The sequence below is a fragment of the Rhodococcus sp. no. 34 genome, assembly GCF_054589475.1.
On sequence record NZ_BAAILK010000047.1, the window covers coordinates 490,728 to 515,025 of the forward strand.

The following is a 24,298-nucleotide window of genomic DNA, read 5'->3' on the forward strand; positions in this document are numbered from 1 at the left end:
AGGCACAATTGGATCCAATTCGCGACACGGATCATCCCGAGCACCGTCACGCATGTCCGCAGTGAACAATGAACTCCGGCACCCGCTCGATCCGTGGCCGAGCTGAACTGCGCCCGTCCCCCACCTCGAGGAGCACCGTTGTCCGAAGCCGATTCTGCGAACGGCCCCACCACGGTCGCGAGCCACCGCATCGCTGCCCATATCCGCGAAGACATACTTTCCGGACGCCTACTCCCTGGAGTTCGAATCCGCCAGGAAGAGATAGCCGAACGACTCGGCGCGAGTCGACTACCGGTGCGAGAAGCGCTGCGCATGCTCGAATCCGAAGGCCTGGTCGAATTGAAGGCGAACAGTGGCGCGTGGGTGTCCTCGATGGATATGCAGGAATGCGATTTCGTATATCGCATTCGCGAACGTATCGAGCCCATGGCGCTGGCGGAGAGCATCCCGCATCTGAACAGCAGTGTGCATGATCGACTCTGGAGTATCCAGGACGAGATCGAAGCCAACGAGGACGTAGACCGATTCCTGGTACTGGACCGGGAGTTGCATCTACTCACTTACAGCGGTTGCGAAATTCCTCAGTTGATAACTATGGTGACGCGGTTTTGGAATACGACTCAGCATTACCGTCGGGCATATGCCCGTCTGACGGGTCCCGATCGAACCTGGGTCATCAACTACGAACATCGCTTACTGATCGAAGCCATCGTGCGCAAAGACGAGATCGATGCCGAACGGTGCCTGACCGGCCACATACGAAGAACCAGAACCGAATTAACAAAGCACCCCGAACTTTTCGACAGCACCAATCCTGATTCTTCGCGGGGAGGTTCGTCGAAAGTGCGCTGATCAAAGGAAAGCGACTTGTACGACTTCACCGATCGCACCATTGCAATATCCGGAGCCGCAGGCGGAATCGCCAGGCAGGTATCCGAGCAGATGTACGCAGCAGGGGCGAATCTGGTACTCGGCGACCTGGATACACAAGCACTCTCCGCGATCAGAGCTTCCCTGGATCCAGACGGAAATCGTATAGCAACAACCGAACTCGATGCTGCTTCACCTGAAAGCAATGATCACTTCATTGCGGTTGCGCAAAGGCATTTCGGGGGGATCGACCACCTGATCGTCGCTGCGGGGATCTATCCCGAACAGTCGGTGGAGTTGATGACCGATCAGCAATGGCGGACGGTCATGTCCATCAACCTCGACGGGGCAATGTATTTGACACGCGCCGCCATTCCGGTGATGCGTGACGGCGGCTCGATCGTCAATCTGACGTCCATGGCAGGCCATCGCGGCAGTCGAAATCACGCTCACTACGCGGCGTCAAAAGGCGGACTACTCGCTTTCACTCGCAGTCTCGCTTGGGAACTGGGCGGATCGATCCGAGTAAATGCAGTATCGCCCGGCATCATCGAAACACCGATGACTGCAAATTTGGTCAACAGCCAAAACGACCACCTCATCCGTTCGACGCCGATGGGTCGATTCGGCCGCGCCGCCGAGGTTGCTTCCGTGGTCGGATTCTTGTGCAGTCCAGCCGCGAGTTTCGTGCACGGCGAAGTGATTCATGTGAACGGCGGACTCCATATGGGCTGAACGCCCATATCCAGCGAACTTGTTGAACGACACACATACTGACATCTCGAGAAGGCTCACATGAACAGCTCTGCACCTCCTGAACAAACCCCCGAACTAGATCGCGCCCGTTCGCTCCGGGCAGCCGTGTCCGGAAACATCCTCGAATGGTTCGATTGGACTCTGTACGCAATCTTCTCGACATACCTGGCGTCGAACTTCTTCGATGACAGCGATCCCACTTCTGCCCTGCTGTCGACACTGGCGGTGTTCGCAGTCGGATTCGTGGCGCGGCCGTTCGGTGGCCTTGTCTTCGGGCGCCTGGCGGACCGCAAGGGTCGAAAATTCACGATGGTGCTCACGATGTGCCTGATGGCCGTGGCAAGCCTGGCAATTGCATTGATCCCGAGCTACGAGAGCATTGGGGTGTGGGCGTCGTTCGCGCTCTTGATTGCACGACTGACGCAGGGCCTCGCCCATGGAGGGGAGGCCGGCGTGTCCTACACCTACGTCGGTGAGATCTCGCCTCGAGATCGCCGAGGGCTCTGGGGCAGTTCGGTATTCACAGCTGTCACCTTCGGAGTAATGCTGGCGACTCTCGTCGCAGCGTTGCTGACGGGGATCCTCGGAAAAGACGACATGAGCAGATACGGATGGCGAATTGCTTTCGCCATCGGGGCCGTACTCGGCTTGTACGCATTGTTCTTGCGTCGTGCGGCATCGGAATCGCCTCACTTCGAGGAGAATTCGGATTCTGCAGCTTCGGCACCTCCGATCGCACGAAAGGACATTGTCAAGATCGGCGTGCTGATCCTCATGTTGTCTGCTGGGCAGAACGCGGCCTACTACACTTGGGCCACCTTCGCGTCAGCGTACGCAATTTCAGCCAAGGGAATGGATCCCAACGGAGCCTTCATTGCAAGCTTGCTTGCCCAACTCGTTGTGCTGGCACTGCTTCCACTCTCGGGCCATCTCTCGGACAAGTACGGTCGGCGTACCATGGCGGCAGCCTTCGGCATTTCCGGCGCCGTGCTCGTACTACCGATCGCGGCTATCCTGACCGCCCAGCCGTGGACCTTGTTCGTGACGCAGGCGATGGGATTGGCGGTGTGGTGCTGCGCGTCCGCGATGTATCCGGCGCTCATGTCCGAACTCGTCCCGACCCGTGCACGTGCGATGGGAGTCGGCTTCGCCACCTCGCTGTCCGTTGCGATCTTCGGCGGTACGGCGCCATACCTGAACACCTGGTTGACCTCGCGAGATCTCGGATGGGTGTTCTCGGTATACGTAGGAGCGCTGTGCCTGCTCTCCCTCGTTGCCGCACTGATCATGAAGGAGACCAAGGGAATCGACCTCAGTACGGTCGGCATGCCTTTCCGCAATGCCGGCAAGAGCGAGAATCGGGTGTCGACTTCCGACATCGGCGAGCTGTCGAACCGATAGAGACAAAGAAGTGGGGCTGCACTCGAATCGAGTGCAGCCCCACTTGTGTAAGTTTCTAGCTCTCCAGAAACGCCTTGATACGCGCCAGAGTGGTTTCCATTCCGGTCTGCATCAGCTGATCTCGACCCCGACCGAGTAGGCCGCTACCCGACATCATGCGCACGTAAAGCGCTGGCGTCGCATAGATCTCACGAGTCTCGGTAAGCACGGTGCCCGTTCCCGAAGGCTCGAGCACATAGGTCCACCGCGCTTTCGGCTCGTCCGATTCGAAGGAGAACCTCCGGCAGTCGACCACGTCGACCACCGTGCAGTGCGTGCTCCACCGAATCAGACCATGCTTGTTGGTGCCCTTGAACTTTGCACCCACAGTGCCCGGAGTTCCGGAAGTCCATGTTCCACCGGTATTTTCAGGACTGAAGCGACCCATACCTTCGATGTCGCTGACAACCTTCCACACCGATACCGGCGTTGCCTCGATGTACGCGCTGGCGGTTTCCACCCGTTACCGGCCCGGAACCCAGGACATGATCTTGATGGCGTGAGGCATGAGCTTTGCCCACACCTTGGCCGGAAGTCCGCGCGGTCCACCGAGATTCATGACGCGAGTGGTGGCAACGGTCTGCGGTTCGGTGTACTTGATCAGACCCTCCGCGCCGTGACGACGCCCGACGCCCGAGACACCCATGCCACCCATCGGTGCTGCGGTGCTGCCCCAGGTGGGTGCGTAACCCTCGTCGACGTTGACGGTGCCGGCGTGGATGCGCGCTGCGATGGCTTCACCGGCAGCCTTGCTTCCAGCCCACACACTGGCGTTGAGGCCGTACTCGGTGTCGTTGGCCGCAGCGATGGCCTCTTCGACGTCCTTGACGGGGTAAATCGAGACGAGCGGCCCGAAGGTCTCGTCGCGGTAGCACTCGGCGTCTTCGGGAACCCCGGTGAGCAGGGTGGGCTCGTAGAACAGCGGTCCGATGTCCGGCCGAGCCTTGCCACCGGCAATGACGGTGGCGCCCTTGACCACTGCGTCATCGACATGAGCGGAGATTGCCTTGACCTGCGCCTCGGAGACGAGGCTGCCCATCTCGATTCCGAATTCGTATCCGGCGGCGAGGTTCATCTTCTTGACGCGGTCACCGAACATGCGGATGAACTCGGGTGCGATGGACTCTTCGACGTAGATGCGCTCGATGGAGATGCACAGCTGACCGGAGTTGGAGAAGCACGCACGCACAGCGGCGTCGGTGACCTCGCGCAGGTCTGCGCCGGCGGCGACGATCATCGGGTTCTTGCCACCGAGTTCGGCGGAGAAGCCGATCAGTCGACGGCCTGCCTGCTCGGCGAGGAGCTGACCGGTCGCGGTGGAACCGGTGAACATGAGGTAATCGGTGTTCTCGACCAGGGCGGTGCCGACGACGGAGCCCGGCCCGGGAACCACGGCGAAGAGGTCGCGAGGCAGACCCGCCTTGTAGAGCAGTTCGACGCAGGCGAGCGCGCAGTACGGTGTCTGGCTGTCCGGCTTGAGGACAACGGCGTTGCCCGCGAGCAGCGCGGCAATGGCGTCGGACACGGCCAGCGTCATCGGGTAGTTCCACGGCGAGATGACGCCGACGACACCCTTGGGCTGGTAGCGGACGACGGTCTTCGTCAGACCCGGGAGCATGCCGGAGACGCGACGCGGGCGCAGCAGCTTCGGCGCCACACGTGCGTAGTGACGCGACGTCATCGAGATGTCGAGGACTTCTTCCTGAGCTGCGGTACGCGACTTTCCGGTCTCGGCCTGAGCCATGTCCATGAGGGCGTCGCGGTTCTCGAGGATGAGATCGCGGTAGCGGTGGAAGACGGCGGCGCGATCGAGGACGGAGCGCTTGGCCCATTCCTTCTGGGCGACGCGGGCACGGGCGATGGCCGCAAGTGCGTCGTCGGCGGTGCCGACGGGGATGGTCGCCAGCTCCTTGCCGGTGAACACCTCGGTGATGGACTTCGTCGGGCGATCGGCAACATTGTCGATGGCGATCAGATCGGCGAGCCGCGAGAAGGTCGCAGCGGACGGAGCAGGCATTTCAGTACCCCTACTGGTGAGTAGTTCTTGGAGTTACACACAACTTACCCCGTCGGTGGTACCGATCACAGTGCCGAATCAGACAGAGTCAACCAATACTGCCTCTTTCGGACGTTTTGCGATCAACAACGACATGACTGCAGCGATCGCGCAGAGCGCGCCGGCCACCAAGAAGGCAGCGTCGTACGAGCCGATCTGATCACGAACGAGGCCGGCCAAGAAGGCCACCAGACCCGCACCGATCTGGTGCGATGCCAGCACCCAACCGAACACGATGGGGGCGTCGGCGCCGAAGTGTTGACGGCACAGCGCGACGGTCGGCGGAACCGTCGCCACCCAGTCGAGCCCGTAGAAGATGACAAACGCGATCATCGGCGGATTCACGGTGTTGGCGAGCAGCAGCGGCAGGAAGAGCAGCGAGATTCCGCGGAACAGGTAGTAGATGCCGAGAAGTTTTCGCGAGTCCATCCGGTCGGTGAACCAACCCGAAGCGATGGTGCCGACCATGTCGAGGATTCCGATCAACGCCAACAGGGACGCGGCAGTCGTGATCGGCATTCCGTGGTCGTGCGACGCCGGGACGAAGTGCGTGCCGATCAGTCCGTTGGTGCTCGCGCCGCAGATCGCGAAGGTACCGGCGAGAAGCCAGAACACCTTGGTCTTCGACGCCATCACCAGCACCGAGATCGCCCGGCCCCCGGCGCCGCCGCGCTGGTAGACAGGCTTGGCTGGTGGGGCGTAATCGGCGGGCGCGCCGTACGGCGTCGTACCCACGTCGGACGGATAGTTGCGCAGGAACAGCAGAACGAACGGCACGACGGCCAGCGCGGCAAACGAAACTGTGAAGGCGACGCTCTTCCAGTCGTACGTTTCGGCGATCTTCGCCAGGACCGGAAGGAACACCAGCTGACCGGCAGCACCACCGGCCGTCAGGATGCCGGTCACGAGACCACGCTTCTCGACGAACCAGCGATCGACGACGGTGGCGACAAACGCCAGCGCCATCGAACCGGTACCGAGACCGACGAAGACACCCCACAGCAGAATGAGCTGCCAACTCGAGGTCATGAAGATGGTGAGACCACTGCCGAGCGAGATGAGCGCCAACGCCGAGGTGACGACCGCCCGGATACCGAACCTCTCCATCAGGGCAGCAGCGAACGGCGAGGTCAACCCGTACAGAATCAGGTTGACCGAGACGGCCGCCGAGATGCTGGCGCGCGACCACCCGAAATCTTCGTGCAGCGGATCGATCAGCACCGATGGGGCGGCGCGGAAGCTCGCCGCACCGACCAATGCCAGGAATGCCACGATCGCGACAGACCAGGCGCGGTGAAAGCGCGGCGGGCTCACCTGCTGTTGGCCTGATTCGGGGAGAGCGGTCTCAGAAGTCACAGAGAGAATTCTGCAGTTCGGATTCGATCGAGAACAGTGGCCAGATTGCCAATATATGAAAGAATCAAGCCATGTCTGGTCCGCATCGCGTCGTCGTACTGGCTCTGAATGGAGTCATCCCCTTCGAACTCGGCATCCCGGCGCGCATCTTCGGACGTGCCCTCGACGTCGAGGATCGGCCGCTGTACGAGATCCTGACGTGCACCGTCGACGGCAATCCCGTGCAGACCGACGCAGACTTCAGCATCTCGGTCGACCACGGGAGCGAGTTGCTCGCCACCGCCGACACCGTCGTCATCCCCGCGTCGTACGAGTTGGGTCCGGCCTACGAAGACGGCTACCTCTCCCCCGAGTTGGCCGCAGCTTTCCAACACATCCGGCCGGGCACTCGGCTGGTCTCGATCTGCACCGGGTCGTACATCCTCGCCGCGGCGGGTTTGCTCGACGGACTCCGCGCCACGACGCACTGGCGCAACACCGACCATTTCCAGCGTGTCTATCCCAAGGTGAACGTGGATCCGGACGTGCTGTTCGTCGACGAAGGCCACATCCTGACCTCGGCCGGGGTGGCGTCGGGAGTCGACCTCTGCCTGCATATCGTCAGGCGTGACCACGGCATGGAAGTGGCGAACACCGTCGCGAGGCGTTGCGTCGTACCGCCGTGGCGCGACGGTGGTCAAGCTCAGTACATCCGACGCCCCCTGGCCGACAAGCCTTCGGAATCGACTGCCGACGCTCGGCACTGGGCCCTCGAACATCTCGACGACCCGATCACCCTGGCGGACCTGGCGACGCGCGCCAACATGAGCGTCCGCACGTTCAGCCGTCGATTCCGCGACGAAGTCGGAACCACACCGAACCGCTGGTTGACCAGCAGACGCGTCGATCGGGCGCGGGAACTACTGGAGGAATCCGATCTGTCGATCGATGCGATTGCTACTCGAACCGGCTTCGGGACTGCGACATCCATGCGTCAACACATGAACGAGGCGCTCGGCGTTTCACCGAGCGCCTACCGACGCACGTTCAAGGCACCGGCGTAAGCGGCAGTACCAGGCACTATCCTGGATGCCATGGCCGAACAGACTCGCCCGAACTTTCCTCAGTACTGCGGATACCTCCTGGGGAAGACGCTCCCCGACCGGTATCAAGACTGGGTTCGGAACGATCTGGTCGGCCCGGGCGCCCAGGCCCGCTACATCATCCGCTTCACCGTGCCGGCGACGCTGATTCTTCTGCTGTTCCTCTTGATCCCGGGACCGATCTGGATTCCCTTGGCCATGATGGCCTTGTTGCTCATCCCGCTCGCGTACTTCGTCGTGGCGCTCGGGACCATCTACCGCCGTCACCGCCTGCTGAGCCACGGACTCGATCCCGAACTGCTCGACGAGAAGGCCCAGCGCCGTGCCGATCGCACTCGCGAGGACTACGAGAAGCGGCACGGTCGCTGAGCACCCCTCAGCGGAACATCGTCACTGCGGCCTTGGCGAGGACCTTCGGATCCTTCTCGTAGTGATGCATCTTGGTGAGCTTGTCTTCCGGAATCCCCAGGAACTTGTAGACGGCTACCTGAGCACAGCGCACCGAGTACTGCTCGGTGAACACCATGTCGAACGGCAGCTCCGCGAACTGACTGATGAACGCCAGGTTCTTGGAGTGCTTCGGCACCACCAGCGGCCGGTCGCCGACGGCGCGCCGATTGAACAGCGCACTGGCGTAAGGCATATGGCTGGGAATCGAATTCACGACGCTGCCGGTGATCTCTTGTCGACGCGCGGCGAGCGCACCGCTCTCGTCGAGCGCCTCGAGGTGTCCGAGCGTCTCTTCCAGCATTTCCTGGCCGGTCATCTCGATGAACGGCTTCTTCACGTAGTCGCCGTCCTTGCGCGGGAACAGACAGTAACCCCAGAAGACTCCTTCGTTCTCCTTCTGCGCGTGATAGTGCGGCTGATGGTGAACCACGATCGAGAGAAGCACGTTCGAGTCCACGAATGTGTTGAGCGCATTTCCGGGGAGCTGCTTGGTGATTCGGGAAATCTCGTTGATGAGCTCGTGTGACGAAGTGGTGACGGTGAAGCTGGTCCACTCACTCTGCGCCCGGTCCCCGAAGAACTTGTCGGGATTCCCGAGATCGTAGAAATGCTCGGTGGCCTGCTTCCACAGCAGCGCACTCGGTGCGTATCTCATGTCTTCGACGATCGGGGTATCCAGATCGCCGATCGAAGAACTGTCGGTGATGCTGCCGTTGGTGTCGAAGACGAAATCGCCCTCCGCCACGTCGATTCGGCCCTTCTCACCGGTGCGGACGTTTTCGTAATCGAGTCCCGTCACGATGATCTCGTCTCGTAGCGGGGTGTCCTTGAACACGAACTCCGTGATCTTCAGTTCGTTGACGAACTTCACGCCCTTGCCTTCGAGGAAGGCCCGCATCGGCAAGATGATGCTCTCGTACTGGTTGTACGGGGATCTGGTGACACCGGCAAGAGTTTGAATGCGACTGAACTCGAGAATCATTCGGTTCATGTACCGGCGCAGCTCCATCGCCGAACTCACCCGCTTGAAAGCAAATGTGGTCTCCCACATGTACCAGAAGTTGGTGGTGAAGAAGTGCGGAGTGTCCTCGAACCACTGCTCGATACTGATGTCGTCGAGTTTTGCCTCGTCCGACTCCGGCATCGTCATCAGCTTCGTCAACAAGTACCGATCCTTGTTGTCGAATTGCATGTGCTTGTAGTCGTTTTCACCCTTGTTGCGAATGCCGTCGCGATCGATCAATCGTGCGACGTCGTGCGTTGGATGCGCGTGGTCGAAATCGAGAATGTCATCCGTCACCGATTTTCCCGGGTTGTCCAGCGACGGAACCACACTCAGCACGTCCCAGAGGTTCTCATAGGTCTCCTCGTTGAGCATGCGACCGCCACGATTGATGAAGCCCGCGTCGTTGCCCAGCTCGCGATGACCGTACTGGTGCTGGAAGGTAGCGGCAGATTCGCCGTCGTTCGCTCCATGCATGTCCAGCCCCATGATGGTGATGTCCTCACCGCTCCACTCACCGTCTCGAATCAAATAGACGGCAGCCGAGAGGTTTCCGATGCCGGCACCGATCATGTAGGCCTTGTGAGACAGCTTGGAAGACATTGGGTTTCGTTCCTTACTCGAGTCGCGGTACGGATACCTTCCAAGCATGGACCCCTTCGCCCGCTGGCGCATCACCCGAACCGGATGACGTCCGTCACGGTCGCTGAAGGCGCACCAGATCCAGTGCAAAACGCGCGTAGTCGCGTGCAATTTCCTCGGGCGTTTGCGGCCCACTCGGCCGATACCATTGCGCGACAGAGACACACATCACGACTATTGCACGCGCGGCCTGTCTAGGCCGATCCGTCCCGAACACACCGGCGGCGATTCCGTCGTCGACCTGCTTCGTCATCAACCATTGCTGGTAGTTGCGTGATTCCGTGATGCGCAACCTGTTCTCGGCTGTGAGACTGCGCATTTCGCTGGCACCGAGAAATCCTTGATCACGCCGATAGATATGGAACAAGGTCACACATTCGACGAGGAAAGCCAGCCTTTCGGAGGGACTTTCGCCCTCGTCGATTGCCGCCAACGATCTCGTGTTGAGTTCATCCATGGTGAGGTCGAGAATTTCGGCCAACATCTGCTGCTTGCTGGAATAGTGGTGATACAGACCCGGAACACTCATCTGCGCACGTTTGGCGATCTCACGCATCGCAGCGCCGTGATATCCGGTCTTCACCATCTCCGCGAGCGCTGCCGCCAACACCGGATCGAACGAACTCGGACCGAACCTTCGCCACTCGTTCGGGCGAAAATGTGCGTCCGGGTCGGCATCGTCGCCTCCCCATCGCGGCTGTTCCGGCGGACGCACTATCGCAGCCGGGAGCAGAGCGTCGAAACGCACTCCGAGAATCCCGCCAATTGCCGCCAACCGGTCGACGCTGACTCTGGTCTTTCCGGTCTCGACAGCGCTGAGGGTAGCCGGGCTGACATCGAGACGCCTGGCCAATTCGCGCAGCGAGAGCCCACTGTGACGCCGGGCTTGCCGGATCGACGCTCCGATCAGGACGGCATTCTCGAATTCGGTCACAGTGTTCAGTATTCCCGAACATTGGATTTCCAACAATGCGATGACCACGGCAATCGGTGAACCTGTTGACTACTGATTATCGGCCTGAACATGATGTGGATCACAAAGACCCAGGTCCGTCCGAGCGATCGTTCGGTGTCGGTAGCGAGAGGATCGAATCACCATGACCGAGGCGCCATATCTTGGAGAACTCCTGCGCGACGCACCCAGCAACTGGGGCAAGTGGGGAGAGTCCGACGAGGTCGGTTCACTGAACTACCTCGACGCCGGACGGGTGCTTCGTGGCGTCGGAACCATCAAGCAGGGTTCCGTGTTCACACTCCAACGTCTTATCGGCGACCCCAAGGGTGATCCGGTCTGGCCGGGACGCAGCCCTGCCGAGCGCACACAGATCTTCGACGAGAGCAGCTGGGACGGCGACGACGCCCCCAACTTCCCCGGTGGCCTGCATTACGCGGACGACAAGATCGACGCGTTCCTGCAGGGTTCGACGCAGTACGACGCGCTCGGCCACGTCTGGTACGACGGCGCGCTGTGGAACGGATACTCCGCTGACACGACTGTCGGCGGCCTCGAGAAGGCCAGCGTCGAACCGATTGCCGACCGTGGCGTCGTCGGACGCGCAGTACTTCTCGACATGGCAAAGTTCCGCGGCAAGGAAAACCTCGACAAGGCCGAAACATTCACGCACCATGATCTTTTGGCCTGTGCCGAAGCGCAGGGCGTCACCATCGAGAAGCGTGACATCCTCGTCATCCGCACCAACTTCCTCAAGCTGTTCTTCGACCAGGGCGAAGCCTTCTACGAGGGCTTCTGCGAGCCCGGCTTGATCTACAGCCCCGAACTCGTCCAGTGGTTCCAGGACATGGAGATTCCGAACCTCGTCACCGACACCATTGCCAACGAGGTCACCACCGACCCCGAAAACGGTGTGGCACTGGTTCTCCACAACGCATTGATGCGCAACCTCGGAGTGGTGTTCACCGAGATCTGCGATCTGGAGAAGCTGGCCGCAGACTGCGCGGCCGACGGCCAGTACACGTTCCTGTACGTCGCCGCGCCACTCAAGGTTGCCAAGGCCAGCGGCTCTCCCGTGAATCCGGTTGCCATCAAATGACATACGAAGATCGCCCTTGGTTGGCGTTGTACCGCAACGACGTTCCCCCCGACATCGACGTCGAACACCCCACGATGCTCGAAATGTTGGCAGCGGCGGTCCGCTCTGATCCGGACGCCACGGCTGTGAAGTACTTCGACGGTCAACTCAGTTACGCCGAAGTGGATCAGCAGAGTGACGCGCTGGCCCGAGCACTCCGAGCCGGTGGACTGGTGAAGGGTGACCGCGTCGCTCTGTTCCTCCAGAACGTTCCGCAGTTCGTGCTTGCGCTCGCCGGAATCTGGAAAGCCGGCGGCGTCGCAGTCTCGATCAATCCCATGAGCCGTGAACGAGAACTGGGATACCAACTCGAAGATTCCGGAGCAGCGGTTCTGATCGCTCTCGAGGGGCTCTACGAGTCCGTCGGCCGCAATGTCGTCTCCGACTCGCCGGTCAGGCGAGTTATCACCACCTCGGAACTCGAGTACCAAAGTCGCAACGATCCGAGGATTTTCGACGGAATCGTCAAGAAGGATCTCGGTACCGACGATCTCGCGACGCTGATCGACGAACATCGTCTCCGCGATCCGATCACCACTGACGCTGCACCGGAAGACATTGCGGTACTGACGTATACGTCGGGAACCACAGGTCCGCCGAAGGGAGCGATGACCTCTCACGCGAACATGACCTTCAACGCCCAGGTGTACCAGGACTGGCTGGGGCTCACCCCTAAAGACACGGTTCTCGGAGTTGCACCGCTCTTCCACATCACGGGGTTGATCGGTCACATCGCGGTGTCCGTCCTGGCGAGAATGCCGCTGGTGCTGGCCTATCGCTTCCACCCCGAGGTGATGCTCGACGCGATTCGTGAGCACCAACCGACATTCACAGTCGGCGCCATCACTGCTTTTACGGCACTGCTCAACACTCCGGGTTGCGCGCCGGAAGACTTCACCTCCATACGGTTGCTCTACTCCGGCGGCGCACCCATCTCGCCGACTGCCGCCGAGGCCGTCCGTGCCATGACCGGTGCTGCGCTGCACAACATCTACGGGCTGACCGAGACCACGTCGCCGACCCATGCCGTTCCCGTTGGTGCGGATACGCCGGTCGACCCCACATCCGGAGCACTGTCTGTCGGCGTTCCCGTACCCAACACCGTGGTCCGCATCGAAGACGAGGGCGGTGCGGTCCTGCCGATCGGAGAGATCGGCGAACTGGTCGTCCGAGGTCCACAGGTGGTGCGCGGTTACTGGAACAAGCCGGAGGAGAGTGCGTCGGCCATTCGCGACGGGTGGTTCCACACCGGCGACGTGGGGTTCATGGACGAAGCCGGCTGGTTCTACGTCGTCGACCGTAAGAAGGACATGATCATCGCGTCCGGCTACAAGGTGTGGCCACGCGAAGTCGAGGACGTTCTTGCCGAGCACCCCGCAGTCCGTGAGGCGGCAGTCGTCGGGATCGCCGACGAATACCGCGGTGAGACGGTGAAGGCGTTTGTCAGCCTCGTCGCGGGGGCGTCCGTCACCCCGGAAGATCTGATCGATCACTGCAAGCAGCGGATGGCGGCGTACAAGTACCCACGCTCCGTGGTGCTGGTGGAGGAACTGCCCAAGACCGTCACCGGCAAGATACTGCGACGGGAACTGCGCACGATCTCTTGATCGCGGGGCAGCGGGCGGACTTCGCGGTCCGCCTGCTGTCTGATCGCGCACAGTTTCCGGTCGACCGCGCCATTGGGGTAATGGAACAGTAATATGTGCTGAGTACCCACGGACAAACGGGAGACATCAGTGAGCAAGTTCGGACGTAAGAAGCAGCCCACGCCCAAGAGCTACCAGTGGCTGGCCATGACCCTCATCGCTTTGTCGCTCTCCGTGTCGATCGGGATTGCCGCCAAACCCTCCTGAGCTCTGCGAATCCGAAACTTGTAACCCCGCGTCCATCTCCACATGGGCAAATAGGTGCAATTCGGACGCTTAGCTGTTCTAACTTTCCTTCCGTCGTGTCACCTCGGCACCGACGGAGAGGATCAACTCACCATGCGAAGCTCACGCTTCGGCGTGCTGGCCGCTGCCGGCGCTGTCGGACTAGTGCTTGTCACCAGCAGCGTCCAGTCCATCGCCACGGCGTCACCGTTCGGTTCGCTCGACGCCGGTTCGAGTTCCGGTTCGACAGAGATACCGACCGTCAGCGACGGCGGTTTCACGTCCAAGACGCCCTACACTCCCGGCCAGCGCATCGCCGACTATCAGGCGCCGCCGACGGGATACTCCCCGGTGTACACGGAAAGTGTTGCGCGCCATGGTTCCAGAGCACTGTCGAGCCTGAAGTACGACGACCTGAGCCTGCAGCTGTGGGAAATCGCCGAAGCCGAGAACGCATTGACTCCCGTCGGCAAGGAATTCGGCCCGGCCCTCCGTGATCTCATGGCCGCCAACAAGAAGCTGGGGTACGGCAACCTCAGCGGACTCGGGATCACCGAACACAGACAGCTCGGCGCGCGGGTCACCGAACGCCTCCCCCAACTGTTCGACGCCATCGCAGCGCAACAGGGCACCATCACCTTGACCTCGTCGGGTGTGGACCGTGCCGTGGACAGCGCCGAGAACTTCGCGCAAGGGCTGACCGGTGCGTTTCCAGCCGTCGCCAGCGATGTTGCACCGGTGACCACGGATGCCGACCTTCTCTACTTCCACGACTCGGATGCAAACGCCGACTACAAGGACTACGAAGAGTCCGATCCTCGACTGAAAGCCGTCGACGACCAGATCGCCGATCTGCCGCGCACCCTCGAGGTCTCACGGCACATGATGCTCAGGCTCTACTCGGAGGACTTCGTCAACCGCCTGAGCGCGGGCGAGTTCTCACTCGTCGACCGCGGCAAGGGTTCCAGCACGATCGACAACGAAGTCGACGCCGCGTACATGCTGTACAACACGTACATCATCACTCCGGGCATGGCCGAAGAAGGCAAGTGGAATTTCGAGCGGTTCATCGAACCTGCTGACGCGCAGTGGCTCGCATACACGAACGATGCCGAGGACTTCTACGCCAAGGGCCCGGGCTTCACCGGTGAAGACGTCACCTACCGGATGGCAACCGTCCTGCGCGACGAGTTCCTGCGCGGCCTGCAGAAACACACCGGCGATGACGCCGTCCCGGGAGCGGATTTCCGGTTTGCACACGCAGAAACGATCATCCCCTTCGCGGCACTCTTGAAACTGCCGGGGAGCACCGTCTCGCAGGCGGAGGGCGACCTCTACACCTATGCGAACAACCCCTGGCGCGGATCGCAGGTCAGCCCGATGGCTGCCAACGTGCAGTGGGACGTCTACGCCGGACCGGAGGGTAAGCGTCTGGTCCGAATGCTCTACAACGAGCGCGAGACAGCATTTGCTGCCCCGTGCGCTCCTGTGAGCGCCGGGAGTTTCTTCTACACGCCGGACGAACTGGCCCGCTGCCTGCCGGAGATTTCACCGGCAGCCTGAGATCCTGCAACTCGGGATCCAGCCAGCGGTCGACGAGGGCGCGCCCATACCTGGTGCAATGCCAGCATGCGCGCCTTCTCGTCGTCTTCCATCAACAAGGCGTCGCAGATCCTCACGATAACCGGAGCCGAAACACCAACGGACGTACCCTGTTCCAGCCGCTGATAGTGATTGAAACTGATGTCGGCAATCTGCGCGACGTCGCGCCTACTGAGGCCGTGCATTCGGCGAGCACCCTCGCAGCGCATGCCGACCTTTTCGGGCGCAAGACTGTTTCGTTTTTCGACGAGCATCTGGCTCATCAACTGACGCGCGCTCGACCCGTTCACGTCGCCACCTTTTCCATCCCTGAAATATGCTTTCACCTAACATGTTTCAGAATATGGAATGGGACGGACCCGGCGGTATCTCCGAGATGACAGATAATCACGCGATACCGCCAACCCTGTGCCCGTTCAGGCTGCGACGATGAGGCTTCAAAGAGATGAGGCTTCAAAGATCAGGCTATGAACCTGCCGATCGTCGGATTCGACTGGCAGATGGGACTACTGCCCCAGTTGATCGAACCGAACGCCGTCGCAACGACATTGCCGACGCCGGTGTTCACCGTCGCGGACAGGTACGGATAAGTACCGACCAGGTCGACGATTCCGGACTTGCCCGTGTCGGTGTTGACCCACGCAACGGTAACCTGACCCGCCGCCGGGATGGGTGCAGCGGCCGGGAAGGAATCGAAGCGAATGTCACCCTTGGCGATGGGCGGATTGGATTCTGGCCCGGACTGGCCGGTGAGTCCGGTCAACGAGGCCAGCGACCCCTGATTCGGACACCCGATAGTGACGGCGGCGCCGCCGAAAGGGTGGGGCGGATCAGCCGAGGCGACTCCGGCGAACATGACGCTCGCGGCAATCGGTATTCCGATGGCCGCAAAAACCCCGGCCGTGCGTGTGACGCTCATAGCTGCTCCTCGGGTCGACAACACTTTCCGGATACCCCTGGTACAACGCCCGAAACGAAGGAAAGACGACTATTCACACCCCCTAGACAACGCGTGTTGTCAGAACTACAGTCGGTGGTGCAGCTCACACCTATCTCTGCCGCGTGCAGACCAGTCCCAGGGAGTGTTCAGATGAAGCGCTACGACCTCCGCAGTCGCACGGATCAACTCGATCCCGAAACCGATTACGAAGAGATGTCGCGCATTCTCGCGGCGCAAGAGTTTCCCTGGGACATCAATCAGGCGCTCAGCTTCGCACTGTTTCGTACATACGCTGTCCCCTCGATCGGCAAGCTCCTCTTCTCCACGGGCGAGTTCACCGACAAGGTTCAGAAGCGCTACGACGACACCAGCCTGATCCTCGACGCCATCCTCGAGCACGGCCTCAGCAGCACCGAAGGCCGCAAGAGCGTGCGTCGAATGAATCAGATGCACGGCTCGTACGACATCTCCAACGACGACATGCTCTACGTTCTGGCCACCTTCGTCGTCACGCCGGTCAGATGGCTCGACGAGTACGGCTGGCGGAAGATGACCGACAACGAGATCGTCGGGTCGACGAACTATTACCGCCACCTGGGTCGGTACATGAACATCAAAGACACTCCTGACACCTACGAGGGCTTCGTCAAACTTCTCGACGACTATGAGCGCGAACACTTTTCATTCGATCCCGGAGCGCGGGCCGTCGCAGATTCCACCCTCGACCTGATGTGCACCTTCCCGCCCAACAACCTGGCACCGAAGGCTCTGGTCAAGGGATTCGCCTTCGCGCTCATGGACGATCACCTACTCGACGCCTTCCACTACAAGCACCCGAGCACTGCGATGCGCGTCGTCTCGCGCGGTGCGCTGAAGGTCCGCGCGCGCCTGCTGCGGTTCTTCCCGGTGCGTACGAAGCGGAAATTCGCCCGCGAACTGCCCAACATCCGCAGCTACCCGAACGGTTACAAGGTCGAAGACCTCGGCACCTTCCCCACGGGATGCCCGGTCAAGCACCTGCAGGCAGACCAGCAGGCCCAAGCGTAAGCAGTTTCCCATCGTGGAGTGGTGGAACTCCTGGCACCCGGGCTGATTCGCGTTTCTCATGCCTAGATGAGGGAGGAGTCGCGACCAGTACGACGAAGGGTGATCAATTCATGGTTCGTCTCGGCGTCGTGTCGACGCCCCTCTTCTTCGAACTCCATCAGCGCATAGAACCTGCGGGCGCGATCGTTGAGGGTGTAGACCTCGAGTGTCACCTCGCCGTGCATGGTTGTGGCGTGTTCGACCAACGCCCGCCCGACGCCCAACCCTTGTGACGCCGGCGCGACGAACAGTCCCCCGATTTCGGAGCCGATCATTCCCAACAGTCCAACGACAGCGGAGTTGTGCTCAGCGACCCAATTGTCGGCTTGAATCAGATAGACCTCTCGCATCTTCTGCTCGCGTTCGCCCGTCCCCTCACCCGCAAGGAACGGGTGGGCTTCACGGGCAGCGCGCGACCACAGGTCGACGACCACATCCTCATCCGAGGATACGTAGCGGCGAATGATCAGATCCTGGTTCACAATCCGACCATACCCTCAGGCGTCAGCGCACTGACCGGGCCGAAGTGTTCAATTTTCGGATCCACGCAGGACGACCCCGACGTAAATCAGTGGAACAATTCCATTCGTTGCCACCCCACAATTACTGCCTTGTGCAAGGGTTGTCTGATGACTGACGGTGATCCGACAACTGAGCGTGGAGGTCCGGCATCTTGGTGGAAGGTGACAGCGATTGTCACCGCAGTGCTTGTCACTCTCACATGCGGCGTCATCGTGTGGTCCTTCATGCCGCCGGTTGTGTACTTTCCGTTCTTTGCGCTCGCAGCCTCAGTACTGCTCGGTTTGGGCGGAGTGTGGTTGATACTCAGCCTGATTGGCTGGATGAAGTACAAAACTCTGCGTTTGAGCACGATCGCGCCGGTGATCGTGCTCGTCACCGGTGCGCTCGTGACCTTGTCCGTCCCTTCGCATGTTGCGTTTGCATTGTCGAAAGATTCGCTCGAAGCAGTGGCCGCGGATTGCCAGAAGTCGTTGGAAAACCGAACAATTGGCGTCTACCGGGTCCTGCAGGTCTGGCCCGTCGGCAACGGGTGCCGCTTCCACATCGAGGGCGGTCTGATCGATTCGATCGGATTGGCGTACTTACCCGACGGCGCACCATATCTCGGCAAGCCCCGCCGCGACGGCGAGATCGGATACCAGGAGTTCGACGGCGACTGGTACTCGTTCGTTCAAGCGTTTTAGCGGCGCGCAACTAGTCGACGAGCTTGGCCTTCAGAAGCGCGATCGTGTCCGGAGTGAGTCCGAGACCTTCGGTGAGATAACCGTCGACGGTTCCGTAATCGCTGGCTATCTGCGCGAGTCCAGCTTCCAGGTACGAAGCGTCGACACCTAGGGCCGGTTCGAGATTGGTCGCTACCTGCGGGCTCAGGGCCTGAGAGATCTGCGCAAGGATCTTCTCGTTGGTCGCCTGAAGGTAGGTGTTGCTCAACAGATAGTCGTCCATGATCGTCTGGGCGGGGACACCGGCGATGGACTGCAGCAACATCGCGGTCCAACCCGTGCGGTCCTTGCCTGAGGTGCAATGGAACAACTGCACCCCGTCACTCGCAGCGATGTCCGAGAGGACCTGCTTGAAGCCGGCACGGCGAACGGGATCGGTGACAAAACTGCGGTTGGTGTCGACCAAGAACTGCTTGGCCTCTTCCGGCGACTTGATAGTTGTGGCGAGCTGAGTGAGATCCTTGAACTCGATGGGGATGTTCGTGTACGTCACACCGTCCGGGAGCTTGTCCGCGCCACCGATGAACGGGTTGGAGATCTCGGTTGCGCCGCGCAGGTCATAGGCGTCGGCAAGTCCGAGGCCGGTGAGTGTCGTCTTGTCTGCGTCGGTGGTCGCGGTCAGCGCATTGGACCGGTAGATGACGCCGCGCTTGAGGTGTGAGCCGTCGACGGTGGCGTATCCCCTACCGTCGTTGCCGGCAACGTCGCGAAAGTTGGCCACGGAGGCCAAATTCGGTGTCGGCGCGAGGACAGGATCGAGCGAGCCGAGATCGACCGCTCCAAGCGAGCCTGTGTTGAGAGAGCCCAGGTCGAGCGGGATTGCCGTGGCGGGAGCAGCAAACATCAGACCACCTGTAACAACCAGTGCGGCGGCCTTCGCAGTGCGAGCGAACAACATTCGTGTGCGTGTGGACATGTGGCAGTGCCTTTCTCTGTAGTTTGGGATTTGTGGTGTGGTGATCTGGAGTTACGGAGCGACGTCACCGATGCCGGTAAATCCGTATCGCTGGTGAGGTCCGATGACTGCTACCTCGAACAGGCCTGTCCCGGTGCGGGTTACGCCGTCTTCTACAAGGGTGAACCGAGCCAAGTTGTCGACCGGGCACAGCATCTTCTTCCACGGTTCGATGTCCGAAACCTTCTCTCGCAGGCCCTGAACCACCAGTTCGCCTTGCCACATCCCGTGGCGCCAATCCTGCTCGAGTCCGTAGCCCGTGCCGACACCGATGTAGTTGGGCAGTATCGGTTCGCAGGTGATCTCCAGGATGTGGTCGGATTCGCCTGGTGCACCGGGGCGCCGGAAGTACAGAGTTCCGCTCTTCACCTCGCGAGTACCGGAAATGAACGTGAGCTGGTGGTCCGGTCGACCCAACCACTCCGGCTCGCGCGAGCGGTCCGCCCAGACGCGAGTCGCATCTTCGAGGATTCGGCGTCCCTGCTGATCTTCTTGGACGATCGTGACGATGGTGAAGTCGCCGAATTGCATGATCGAGTAAATCCAGAAGAAGTTCTGACTGCCGGCTATCGCCGGATCTGCCTTGCGTCCAGGCGGTTCCGCTTCGCCGACCGGTCGCACACCCCAGGACCGATCGCGATTACCCCGCCACGTCTCCGGGGGGACCGGGATGACGTCGCCGTCGACGGTCAAGGATCCGGACCATGTTCCGGTCTGCACGAATCGTTGCGTGTCGAAGGTGACTCGTTCGAGCTGGCGATGGAAATGTCTGGCCTCGAGATTGGCGGGGCCGTCGGACTCGAAGGTGAGGTCGAAGCTCAGGTCCGGCGCTTCGGGACTCGGGTCCAACACCACACGTAGGCGGTGCAGACCCTCGATGATTTCGATTCGCAGCGGGCCTACTGACAGGTCCATACGATCGTCACCCAAGGCTCGGGATGCCCGGAAGACTATGTGGTCATCGCCGCGCCGAAGAACCGCAAAGCCGTCGCATACACCAAGATTGGGGTACTGACCGAGACCGATGATGAGAAACAGCGGCTCGCTGTCGCCGTCGACGCCGGCATGGCAGTTGAAGTAGTAGCGGTCGTAGAAGTTTCGATCCGAGGTGCCCACGCGGCGGATGGTCTCGGCGATCTGATGTACCGGGTAGTCGTCGAGCGGGGACAGTGTCATCGTGCATCTCCTAGTGCGACCGGGGCCGTAGCGAGCGATTCCCAATAGGTGCCGTCGAGCATGGCTTCGAGTGTCTTGTGGTGCAGGATTATCTCGTCCGGGTTGTCGGGGAGTTCGGCCTGACCGAAAGCCACTGCGCGGCTTTGTACTCGGAACATGATCACCGCGTGCCGCAGCGCGGCGTAAAGGATGTAGAAATCCAGGTCCGCAACCTGGTGGCCGGAAAGCGAGCCGTAGGCATCGGCCACGTCCTCACGACGCATGAAGTCCGGCATTCCGGGGAGGCCTGCCATGGCAGCGAGATCCTCGAAGAACCTGTGCTGGAAGATCATCCAGCCGAGGTCCAGCTCACGCGGCCCCAGTGTGGCCATCTCCCAATCGAGGACCGCCGCCGGCTCGAAGTCGCGGTAGATGACATTTCCGATCCGCGAGTCACCCCAGCAGAGCACTGCGGAACCGGCATCGACGGGAAAGTTCGCTTCGATCCAGTCGAAACCGCGCTCGATCAACGGAGATCCTGGTCCGTCGGCTGTTGCCCACTCGTAGTAGCGTCGCTGGTCCTCGAGGTGCGCGCGAAGCGCTTCTGCCCCAGTCGGTTCGGCACCCTCGCGGCACAACTCGGGGAGTGCGAGGTGCGGATCGGCCATAGCGTGTAGCTCGGCGAGCACCCGGACCGATGACTGCTGGAGTCGAGAACAGTCGTCGGCCGAAGCTTCCGAGAGCCAGGATCCGAACGTGTACGGCATGACATCGGGCGGGATTTCGCCCTCGCGCCGTTCCATCACGAAGAACTCGCCGCCGAGCGCGTCCGGGTTGCTCTCGGACCAGTACACCCGCGGGATCGGCACCGACGTGTGAGCGGCGACGGCACTCATGACCCGAAACTGCTGGTCCAGGTTGTAAGACGGAAAGATCGGTACCGCACTGTCCCGCGGGGCGATACGGGCGACCAGGCGATGCTCGCCTCGAATCCCGTCCTCGATCCACGTCGCGTCGAAAAGCACAGTTTCGTTGGACATGCCGTTCGCGGCCGGCACCTCGACCGAGGTCACGGAAGGTTTCGAGCCTCGCCACAGCACGGTTGCGAGCCAGCCTTCGAGGCTGCGCCGCATCTCTGCCGGGTCGTTGCGGGATTCGCCGGGCCTGGCAAATTCGGCGTAGTCGGGATCTTCGCCGGAGTTTTCTGTTTCGGTTCGAAGGTTCATCACCACTCCTCGTGGTTCGGTGGCGCCGATGCGCACGTGCCGATTGTCGATACAATATGTATCGACTAAAGCCGTGACAGAATGTAACGGCCATCACAGCGATACCGCAAGGGATTTGCCCAAAATGTCCAAAGATTCCGAAACTCAGCACCGCCTGGGCCCGCAGCGAAACCCTGCAATCGACGACGCAGTACTGGACGCGACCAGGCAACTGTTGGAAGAAAAGGGGTACGCGGGCACGTCCATCGACGCCATAGCCACGCGTGCGGGAGTAGGACGTCCAGCCATCTACCGTCGGTGGCCGTCGAAGGCACACATCGTCAACGACGCGATCTATCCCGTACTCGACGTCGAACAGGGCGCTGACATCGACACCGAACTCGGCACCGAGGGCACGATCGCGGATCAGATCCGCGCGCTGGTGCACGGCGCGGTTGCTCTGTTCGCAGCTCCCGCCACACGAGCCGCTGCTCCCGGATTGATGAGCGAAGTGCGAACAAACGCGGAATTACGCGACGTTCTCGTGGTGCGGCAACTGGCAGAAGTCCGCGTCGAGCTGAACCGTCGACTCGAGGCGGCGAGAGAGCGCGGCGACATCCGAAGCGGCGTCGACGCCGACGCTCTTCTCGACATCATGGCTGGCGCGGCCATCTTCGCGCTGTCGGTTCGTGACGTCTCGGACCCGGGACCGTTTGCCGATTCTCTCGCCGACATAGTGCTGAACGGCATACTCCCCGACGACAACTAGGCGCCAACCCCGCCGACTATCCTGTGGGCATGACCGAGCCTGTAGCGACCGCTGACCTTGCCGACGAGATCGGACCCGACATCCGTAGCTGCGACACGCAGTTCACCCAGTTCGGTGGACGTGAAGTCTTTGCCGGCCCCATCACGACCATCAAGTGCTTCCAGGACAACCTGCTCGTTAAGCAGACCCTCAGTGAACCGGGCAACGGCGGAGTCCTCGTCGTCGACGGTGACGCGAGCATCCACACCGCGCTGGTCGGCGACATCATTGCCGGCCGCGGCGTCGACAACGGCTGGGCCGGCGTCATCGTCAACGGAGCTGTCCGCGACTCCGCGATCCTGCGCACCCTCGACATCGGCGTCAAGGCTTTGGGCACCAACCCGCGCAAGAGCACGCAAACCGGTTCGGGCGAGAAGAACGTGCCGATCGAAATCGGCGGAGTCACCTTCAACCCCGGCGAGATCGTCTACAGCGACCAGGACGGCGTCGTCGTTCGCGAGAGCTAGTCAGAAGTCGCGGGGTCAGGCGGGGGCTTCCACTTTGGCGGCCATCCCGCCGATCTCGACGACATCGCCGTCACGAAGCTGGCGGCCCCGACGATCTTCGACCTCACCGTTGACCGAAACCATGCCGTCGGCGATCACTTCCTTCGCCTCCGCGCCCGATTCGATGAGGTTCGCGAGCTTGAGAAACTGACCGAGCCGAATCATTTCGTCGCGGATGGGTACTGCTGGAATGTTGTCGGTCATGTCAATCATCTTCCTCCTCCCACAAAACTGGACACGACAGACCACACTTAGCGTGAGGATCTGATCGACCGGTAGGAGAGGAAGCTCGATGGCACCATTGACCGAGGTATCGGACACCACTGCAGAGTTGGTGGAATCGCCACCCGAAAATCCGCGCCAGGCGCGTCGATTCCGCAAAGGGCGGTTCAGCCAGGTTCCCCATATCTCGGGACTGATCCTCGGAGTCTTCTCCGTACTGGTGTTCCTGTGGAGCATCTCGCCGGTACTGCGGCACATCCTCCGCGTCCCACGCGAATACATCGACAGCTACTACTTCGACGCACCGGATACGAGCCTGTCGTGGGCGCTCGTCGTCGCCCTGCTCGCCGCCGCCCTCGCGAGCCGCAAGCGCATCGCCTGGTGGCTGTTGACGATCTACCTGTCACTGATCACCCTCACCAACATCGCCTCCGCGATCGTCGACAAGAACCCGAACAACGCCGTGGCAGTTGTCGTTTTGCTTGTCGTGATCGGAATCCTCATCGCGGCGAGGCCCGAGTTCTACACACGCGTACGCCGCGGCGCCGGCTGGAAAGCACTCGGCGTGCTGATCGGCGGCATGGCTGTCGCGACCGTGATCGGTTGGGGCCTTGTCGAACTCTTCCCGGGCGACCTACCGCAGAACCAGCGATTCCTCTGGGCCTTGAACCGCGTCACCGCGGCGGCTTCGGTCGACAACGAGGTGTTCGACGGCCACCCGCGTGTCTTCGTCAACACGGTCCTCGGTCTCCTCGGTGCCATCGCGCTACTCGCCGCCGTCATGACGCTCTTCCGCGCGCAACGCTCCAACAACGCCCTCACCGGAAATGACGAGTCCGCGATCCGCGGGTTGATCCAGAACTTCGGTGCCGACGACTCTCTCGCTTACTTCGCCACCCGCCGCGACAAGGCGGTCATCTTCGCGCCGAGCGGCAAGGCCGCGATCACGTACCGCGTCG

Annotated in this window: 24 protein-coding genes and 1 pseudogene; 13 read left to right on the forward strand and 12 right to left on the reverse strand. The window is 61.3% G+C overall.

All coding sequences use genetic code 11. From position 1 onward, the window contains the following. The first annotated feature begins 138 nt into the window (after positions 1-138). Genes ACYP01_RS27975 through ACYP01_RS27985 form a run of 3 tightly spaced genes read left to right on the forward strand, consistent with a single transcriptional unit; the run spans position 139 to position 3,027 of the window. Positions 139-852, forward strand: coding sequence for a GntR family transcriptional regulator (locus ACYP01_RS27975; RefSeq protein ID WP_003943535.1), 714 nt, complete (start codon positions 139-141; stop codon positions 850-852). A 15-nt stretch (positions 853-867) separates the two neighbouring features. After that, entirely contained in the window at positions 868-1,605 is a 738-nt protein-coding gene (locus ACYP01_RS27980) for an SDR family NAD(P)-dependent oxidoreductase (protein WP_003943612.1), read from the forward strand. A 60-nt stretch (positions 1,606-1,665) separates the two neighbouring features. Continuing rightward, positions 1,666-3,027: an MFS transporter gene (locus ACYP01_RS27985; RefSeq protein ID WP_007735867.1), complete on the forward strand. Its 1,362-nt coding sequence runs from the start codon at positions 1,666-1,668 to the stop codon at positions 3,025-3,027. A 55-nt stretch (positions 3,028-3,082) separates the two neighbouring features. On the opposite strand, the gene ACYP01_RS27990 is transcribed toward ACYP01_RS27985, so the two are convergent. The 3 genes from ACYP01_RS27990 to ACYP01_RS28000 all read right to left on the reverse strand — a co-directional run bounded on the left by ACYP01_RS27990 (position 3,083) and on the right by ACYP01_RS28000 (position 6,478). Continuing rightward, positions 3,083-3,526 carry an SRPBCC family protein gene (locus tag ACYP01_RS27990; RefSeq protein ID WP_030536658.1) on the reverse strand — a complete coding sequence of 148 codons (444 nt, stop codon included), beginning with the start codon at positions 3,524-3,526 and terminating at the stop codon, positions 3,083-3,085. A gap of 3 nt (positions 3,527-3,529) precedes the next feature. Continuing rightward, on the reverse strand, positions 3,530-5,083 hold the full coding sequence (locus tag ACYP01_RS27995; RefSeq protein WP_003943578.1) for a succinic semialdehyde dehydrogenase: 1,554 nt from the start codon (positions 5,081-5,083) through the stop codon (positions 3,530-3,532). A 78-nt stretch (positions 5,084-5,161) separates the two neighbouring features. After that, positions 5,162-6,478, reverse strand: a complete 1,317-nt coding sequence (locus ACYP01_RS28000) for an MFS transporter (protein ID WP_030536659.1) — start codon at positions 6,476-6,478, stop codon at positions 5,162-5,164. A gap of 71 nt (positions 6,479-6,549) precedes the next feature. On the opposite strand from ACYP01_RS28000, the gene ACYP01_RS28005 reads away from it, so the two are divergent. Both ACYP01_RS28005 and ACYP01_RS28010 read left to right on the forward strand, forming a co-directional pair. Next, positions 6,550-7,521 (forward strand): GlxA family transcriptional regulator, encoded by a 972-nt coding sequence (locus tag ACYP01_RS28005; protein WP_047272695.1) that lies wholly within the window; start codon positions 6,550-6,552, stop codon positions 7,519-7,521. A gap of 30 nt (positions 7,522-7,551) precedes the next feature. Beyond that, entirely contained in the window at positions 7,552-7,929 is a 378-nt protein-coding gene (locus ACYP01_RS28010) for a DUF5313 family protein (RefSeq protein ID WP_003943558.1), read from the forward strand. A 7-nt stretch (positions 7,930-7,936) separates the two neighbouring features. On the opposite strand, the gene ACYP01_RS28015 is transcribed toward ACYP01_RS28010, so the two are convergent. Both ACYP01_RS28015 and ACYP01_RS28020 read right to left on the reverse strand, forming a co-directional pair. After that, positions 7,937-9,688, reverse strand: coding sequence for an oleate hydratase (locus ACYP01_RS28015; RefSeq protein WP_459683294.1), 1,752 nt, complete (start codon positions 9,686-9,688; stop codon positions 7,937-7,939). A 22-nt stretch (positions 9,689-9,710) separates the two neighbouring features. Further along, a complete protein-coding gene (locus ACYP01_RS28020; RefSeq protein ID WP_244993210.1) occupies positions 9,711-10,589 on the reverse strand; it encodes a TetR family transcriptional regulator in 879 nt (292 codons plus the stop codon). A gap of 163 nt (positions 10,590-10,752) precedes the next feature. On the opposite strand from ACYP01_RS28020, the gene ACYP01_RS28025 reads away from it, so the two are divergent. From ACYP01_RS28025 to ACYP01_RS28035, 3 genes are all read left to right on the forward strand, one after another. Then, positions 10,753-11,706, forward strand: a complete 954-nt coding sequence (locus tag ACYP01_RS28025) for a cyclase family protein (protein WP_459683296.1) — start codon at positions 10,753-10,755, stop codon at positions 11,704-11,706. After that, complete coding sequence (locus ACYP01_RS28030) at positions 11,703-13,352, forward strand: class I adenylate-forming enzyme family protein (protein ID WP_459683298.1); 1,650 nt, start codon at positions 11,703-11,705, stop codon at positions 13,350-13,352. Before ACYP01_RS28025 ends, ACYP01_RS28030 begins: the two co-directional genes overlap by 4 nt. 378 nt (positions 13,353-13,730) lie before the next feature. After that, positions 13,731-15,179, forward strand: a complete 1,449-nt coding sequence (locus ACYP01_RS28035) for a histidine-type phosphatase (RefSeq protein ID WP_459683300.1) — start codon at positions 13,731-13,733, stop codon at positions 15,177-15,179. On the opposite strand, the gene ACYP01_RS28040 is transcribed toward ACYP01_RS28035, so the two are convergent. Both ACYP01_RS28040 and ACYP01_RS28045 read right to left on the reverse strand, forming a co-directional pair. Beyond that, a complete protein-coding gene (locus ACYP01_RS28040; RefSeq protein ID WP_058227381.1) occupies positions 15,125-15,508 on the reverse strand; it encodes a helix-turn-helix domain-containing protein in 384 nt (127 codons plus the stop codon). The two genes, ACYP01_RS28035 and ACYP01_RS28040, sit on opposite strands and share 55 nt — an antisense overlap. Before the next feature lie 170 nt (positions 15,509-15,678). Then, positions 15,679-16,137: a hypothetical protein gene (locus tag ACYP01_RS28045; RefSeq protein ID WP_459683303.1), complete on the reverse strand. Its 459-nt coding sequence runs from the start codon at positions 16,135-16,137 to the stop codon at positions 15,679-15,681. 171 nt (positions 16,138-16,308) lie between these two features. Here ACYP01_RS28045 and ACYP01_RS28050 point away from each other — a divergent pair, with 171 nt between their 5' ends. Next, positions 16,309-17,205 carry an oxygenase MpaB family protein gene (locus ACYP01_RS28050; RefSeq protein WP_007735854.1) on the forward strand — a complete coding sequence of 299 codons (897 nt, stop codon included), beginning with the start codon at positions 16,309-16,311 and terminating at the stop codon, positions 17,203-17,205. Between the two features lie 62 nt (positions 17,206-17,267). Here the strand turns inward: ACYP01_RS28050 and ACYP01_RS28055 are convergent, their stop codons facing one another. Next, a complete protein-coding gene (locus tag ACYP01_RS28055; protein WP_042920782.1) occupies positions 17,268-17,726 on the reverse strand; it encodes a GNAT family N-acetyltransferase in 459 nt (152 codons plus the stop codon). A 147-nt stretch (positions 17,727-17,873) separates the two neighbouring features. Here ACYP01_RS28055 and ACYP01_RS28060 point away from each other — a divergent pair, with 147 nt between their 5' ends. Beyond that, positions 17,874-18,449, forward strand: coding sequence for a hypothetical protein (locus tag ACYP01_RS28060; RefSeq protein WP_064113858.1), 576 nt, complete (start codon positions 17,874-17,876; stop codon positions 18,447-18,449). Between the two features lie 10 nt (positions 18,450-18,459). Here the strand turns inward: ACYP01_RS28060 and ACYP01_RS28065 are convergent, their stop codons facing one another. The 3 genes from ACYP01_RS28065 to ACYP01_RS28075 are packed head-to-tail and all read right to left on the reverse strand — an operon-like array spanning position 18,460 to position 21,824. Then, complete coding sequence (locus ACYP01_RS28065) at positions 18,460-19,404, reverse strand: tyrosine-protein phosphatase (RefSeq protein ID WP_051649506.1); 945 nt, start codon at positions 19,402-19,404, stop codon at positions 18,460-18,462. Positions 19,405-19,455: 51 nt separating this feature from the next. Beyond that, complete coding sequence (locus ACYP01_RS28070; protein ID WP_459683307.1) at positions 19,456-20,619, reverse strand: hypothetical protein; 1,164 nt, start codon at positions 20,617-20,619, stop codon at positions 19,456-19,458. Further along, positions 20,616-21,824: a phosphotransferase family protein gene (locus ACYP01_RS28075; protein ID WP_459683309.1), complete on the reverse strand. Its 1,209-nt coding sequence runs from the start codon at positions 21,822-21,824 to the stop codon at positions 20,616-20,618. The genes ACYP01_RS28070 and ACYP01_RS28075 overlap by 4 nt, the downstream gene beginning before the upstream one ends. Before the next feature lie 124 nt (positions 21,825-21,948). Between ACYP01_RS28075 and ACYP01_RS28080 the strand changes: the two genes are divergently transcribed. Next, positions 21,949-22,572, forward strand: a complete 624-nt coding sequence (locus tag ACYP01_RS28080) for a TetR/AcrR family transcriptional regulator (RefSeq protein ID WP_459683311.1) — start codon at positions 21,949-21,951, stop codon at positions 22,570-22,572. Between the two features lie 29 nt (positions 22,573-22,601). Continuing rightward, positions 22,602-23,078, forward strand: a complete 477-nt coding sequence (rraA, locus tag ACYP01_RS28085) for a ribonuclease E activity regulator RraA (RefSeq protein WP_003943552.1) — start codon at positions 22,602-22,604, stop codon at positions 23,076-23,078. 15 nt (positions 23,079-23,093) lie between these two features. On the opposite strand, the gene ACYP01_RS28090 is transcribed toward rraA, so the two are convergent. Then, complete coding sequence (locus ACYP01_RS28090; protein WP_003943569.1) at positions 23,094-23,321, reverse strand: RNA-binding S4 domain-containing protein; 228 nt, start codon at positions 23,319-23,321, stop codon at positions 23,094-23,096. An 88-nt stretch (positions 23,322-23,409) separates the two neighbouring features. Between ACYP01_RS28090 and lysS the strand changes: the two are divergent. Continuing rightward, positions 23,410-24,298: pseudogene (gene lysS / locus ACYP01_RS28095) on the forward strand (bifunctional lysylphosphatidylglycerol synthetase/lysine--tRNA ligase LysX); the annotation flags it as partial.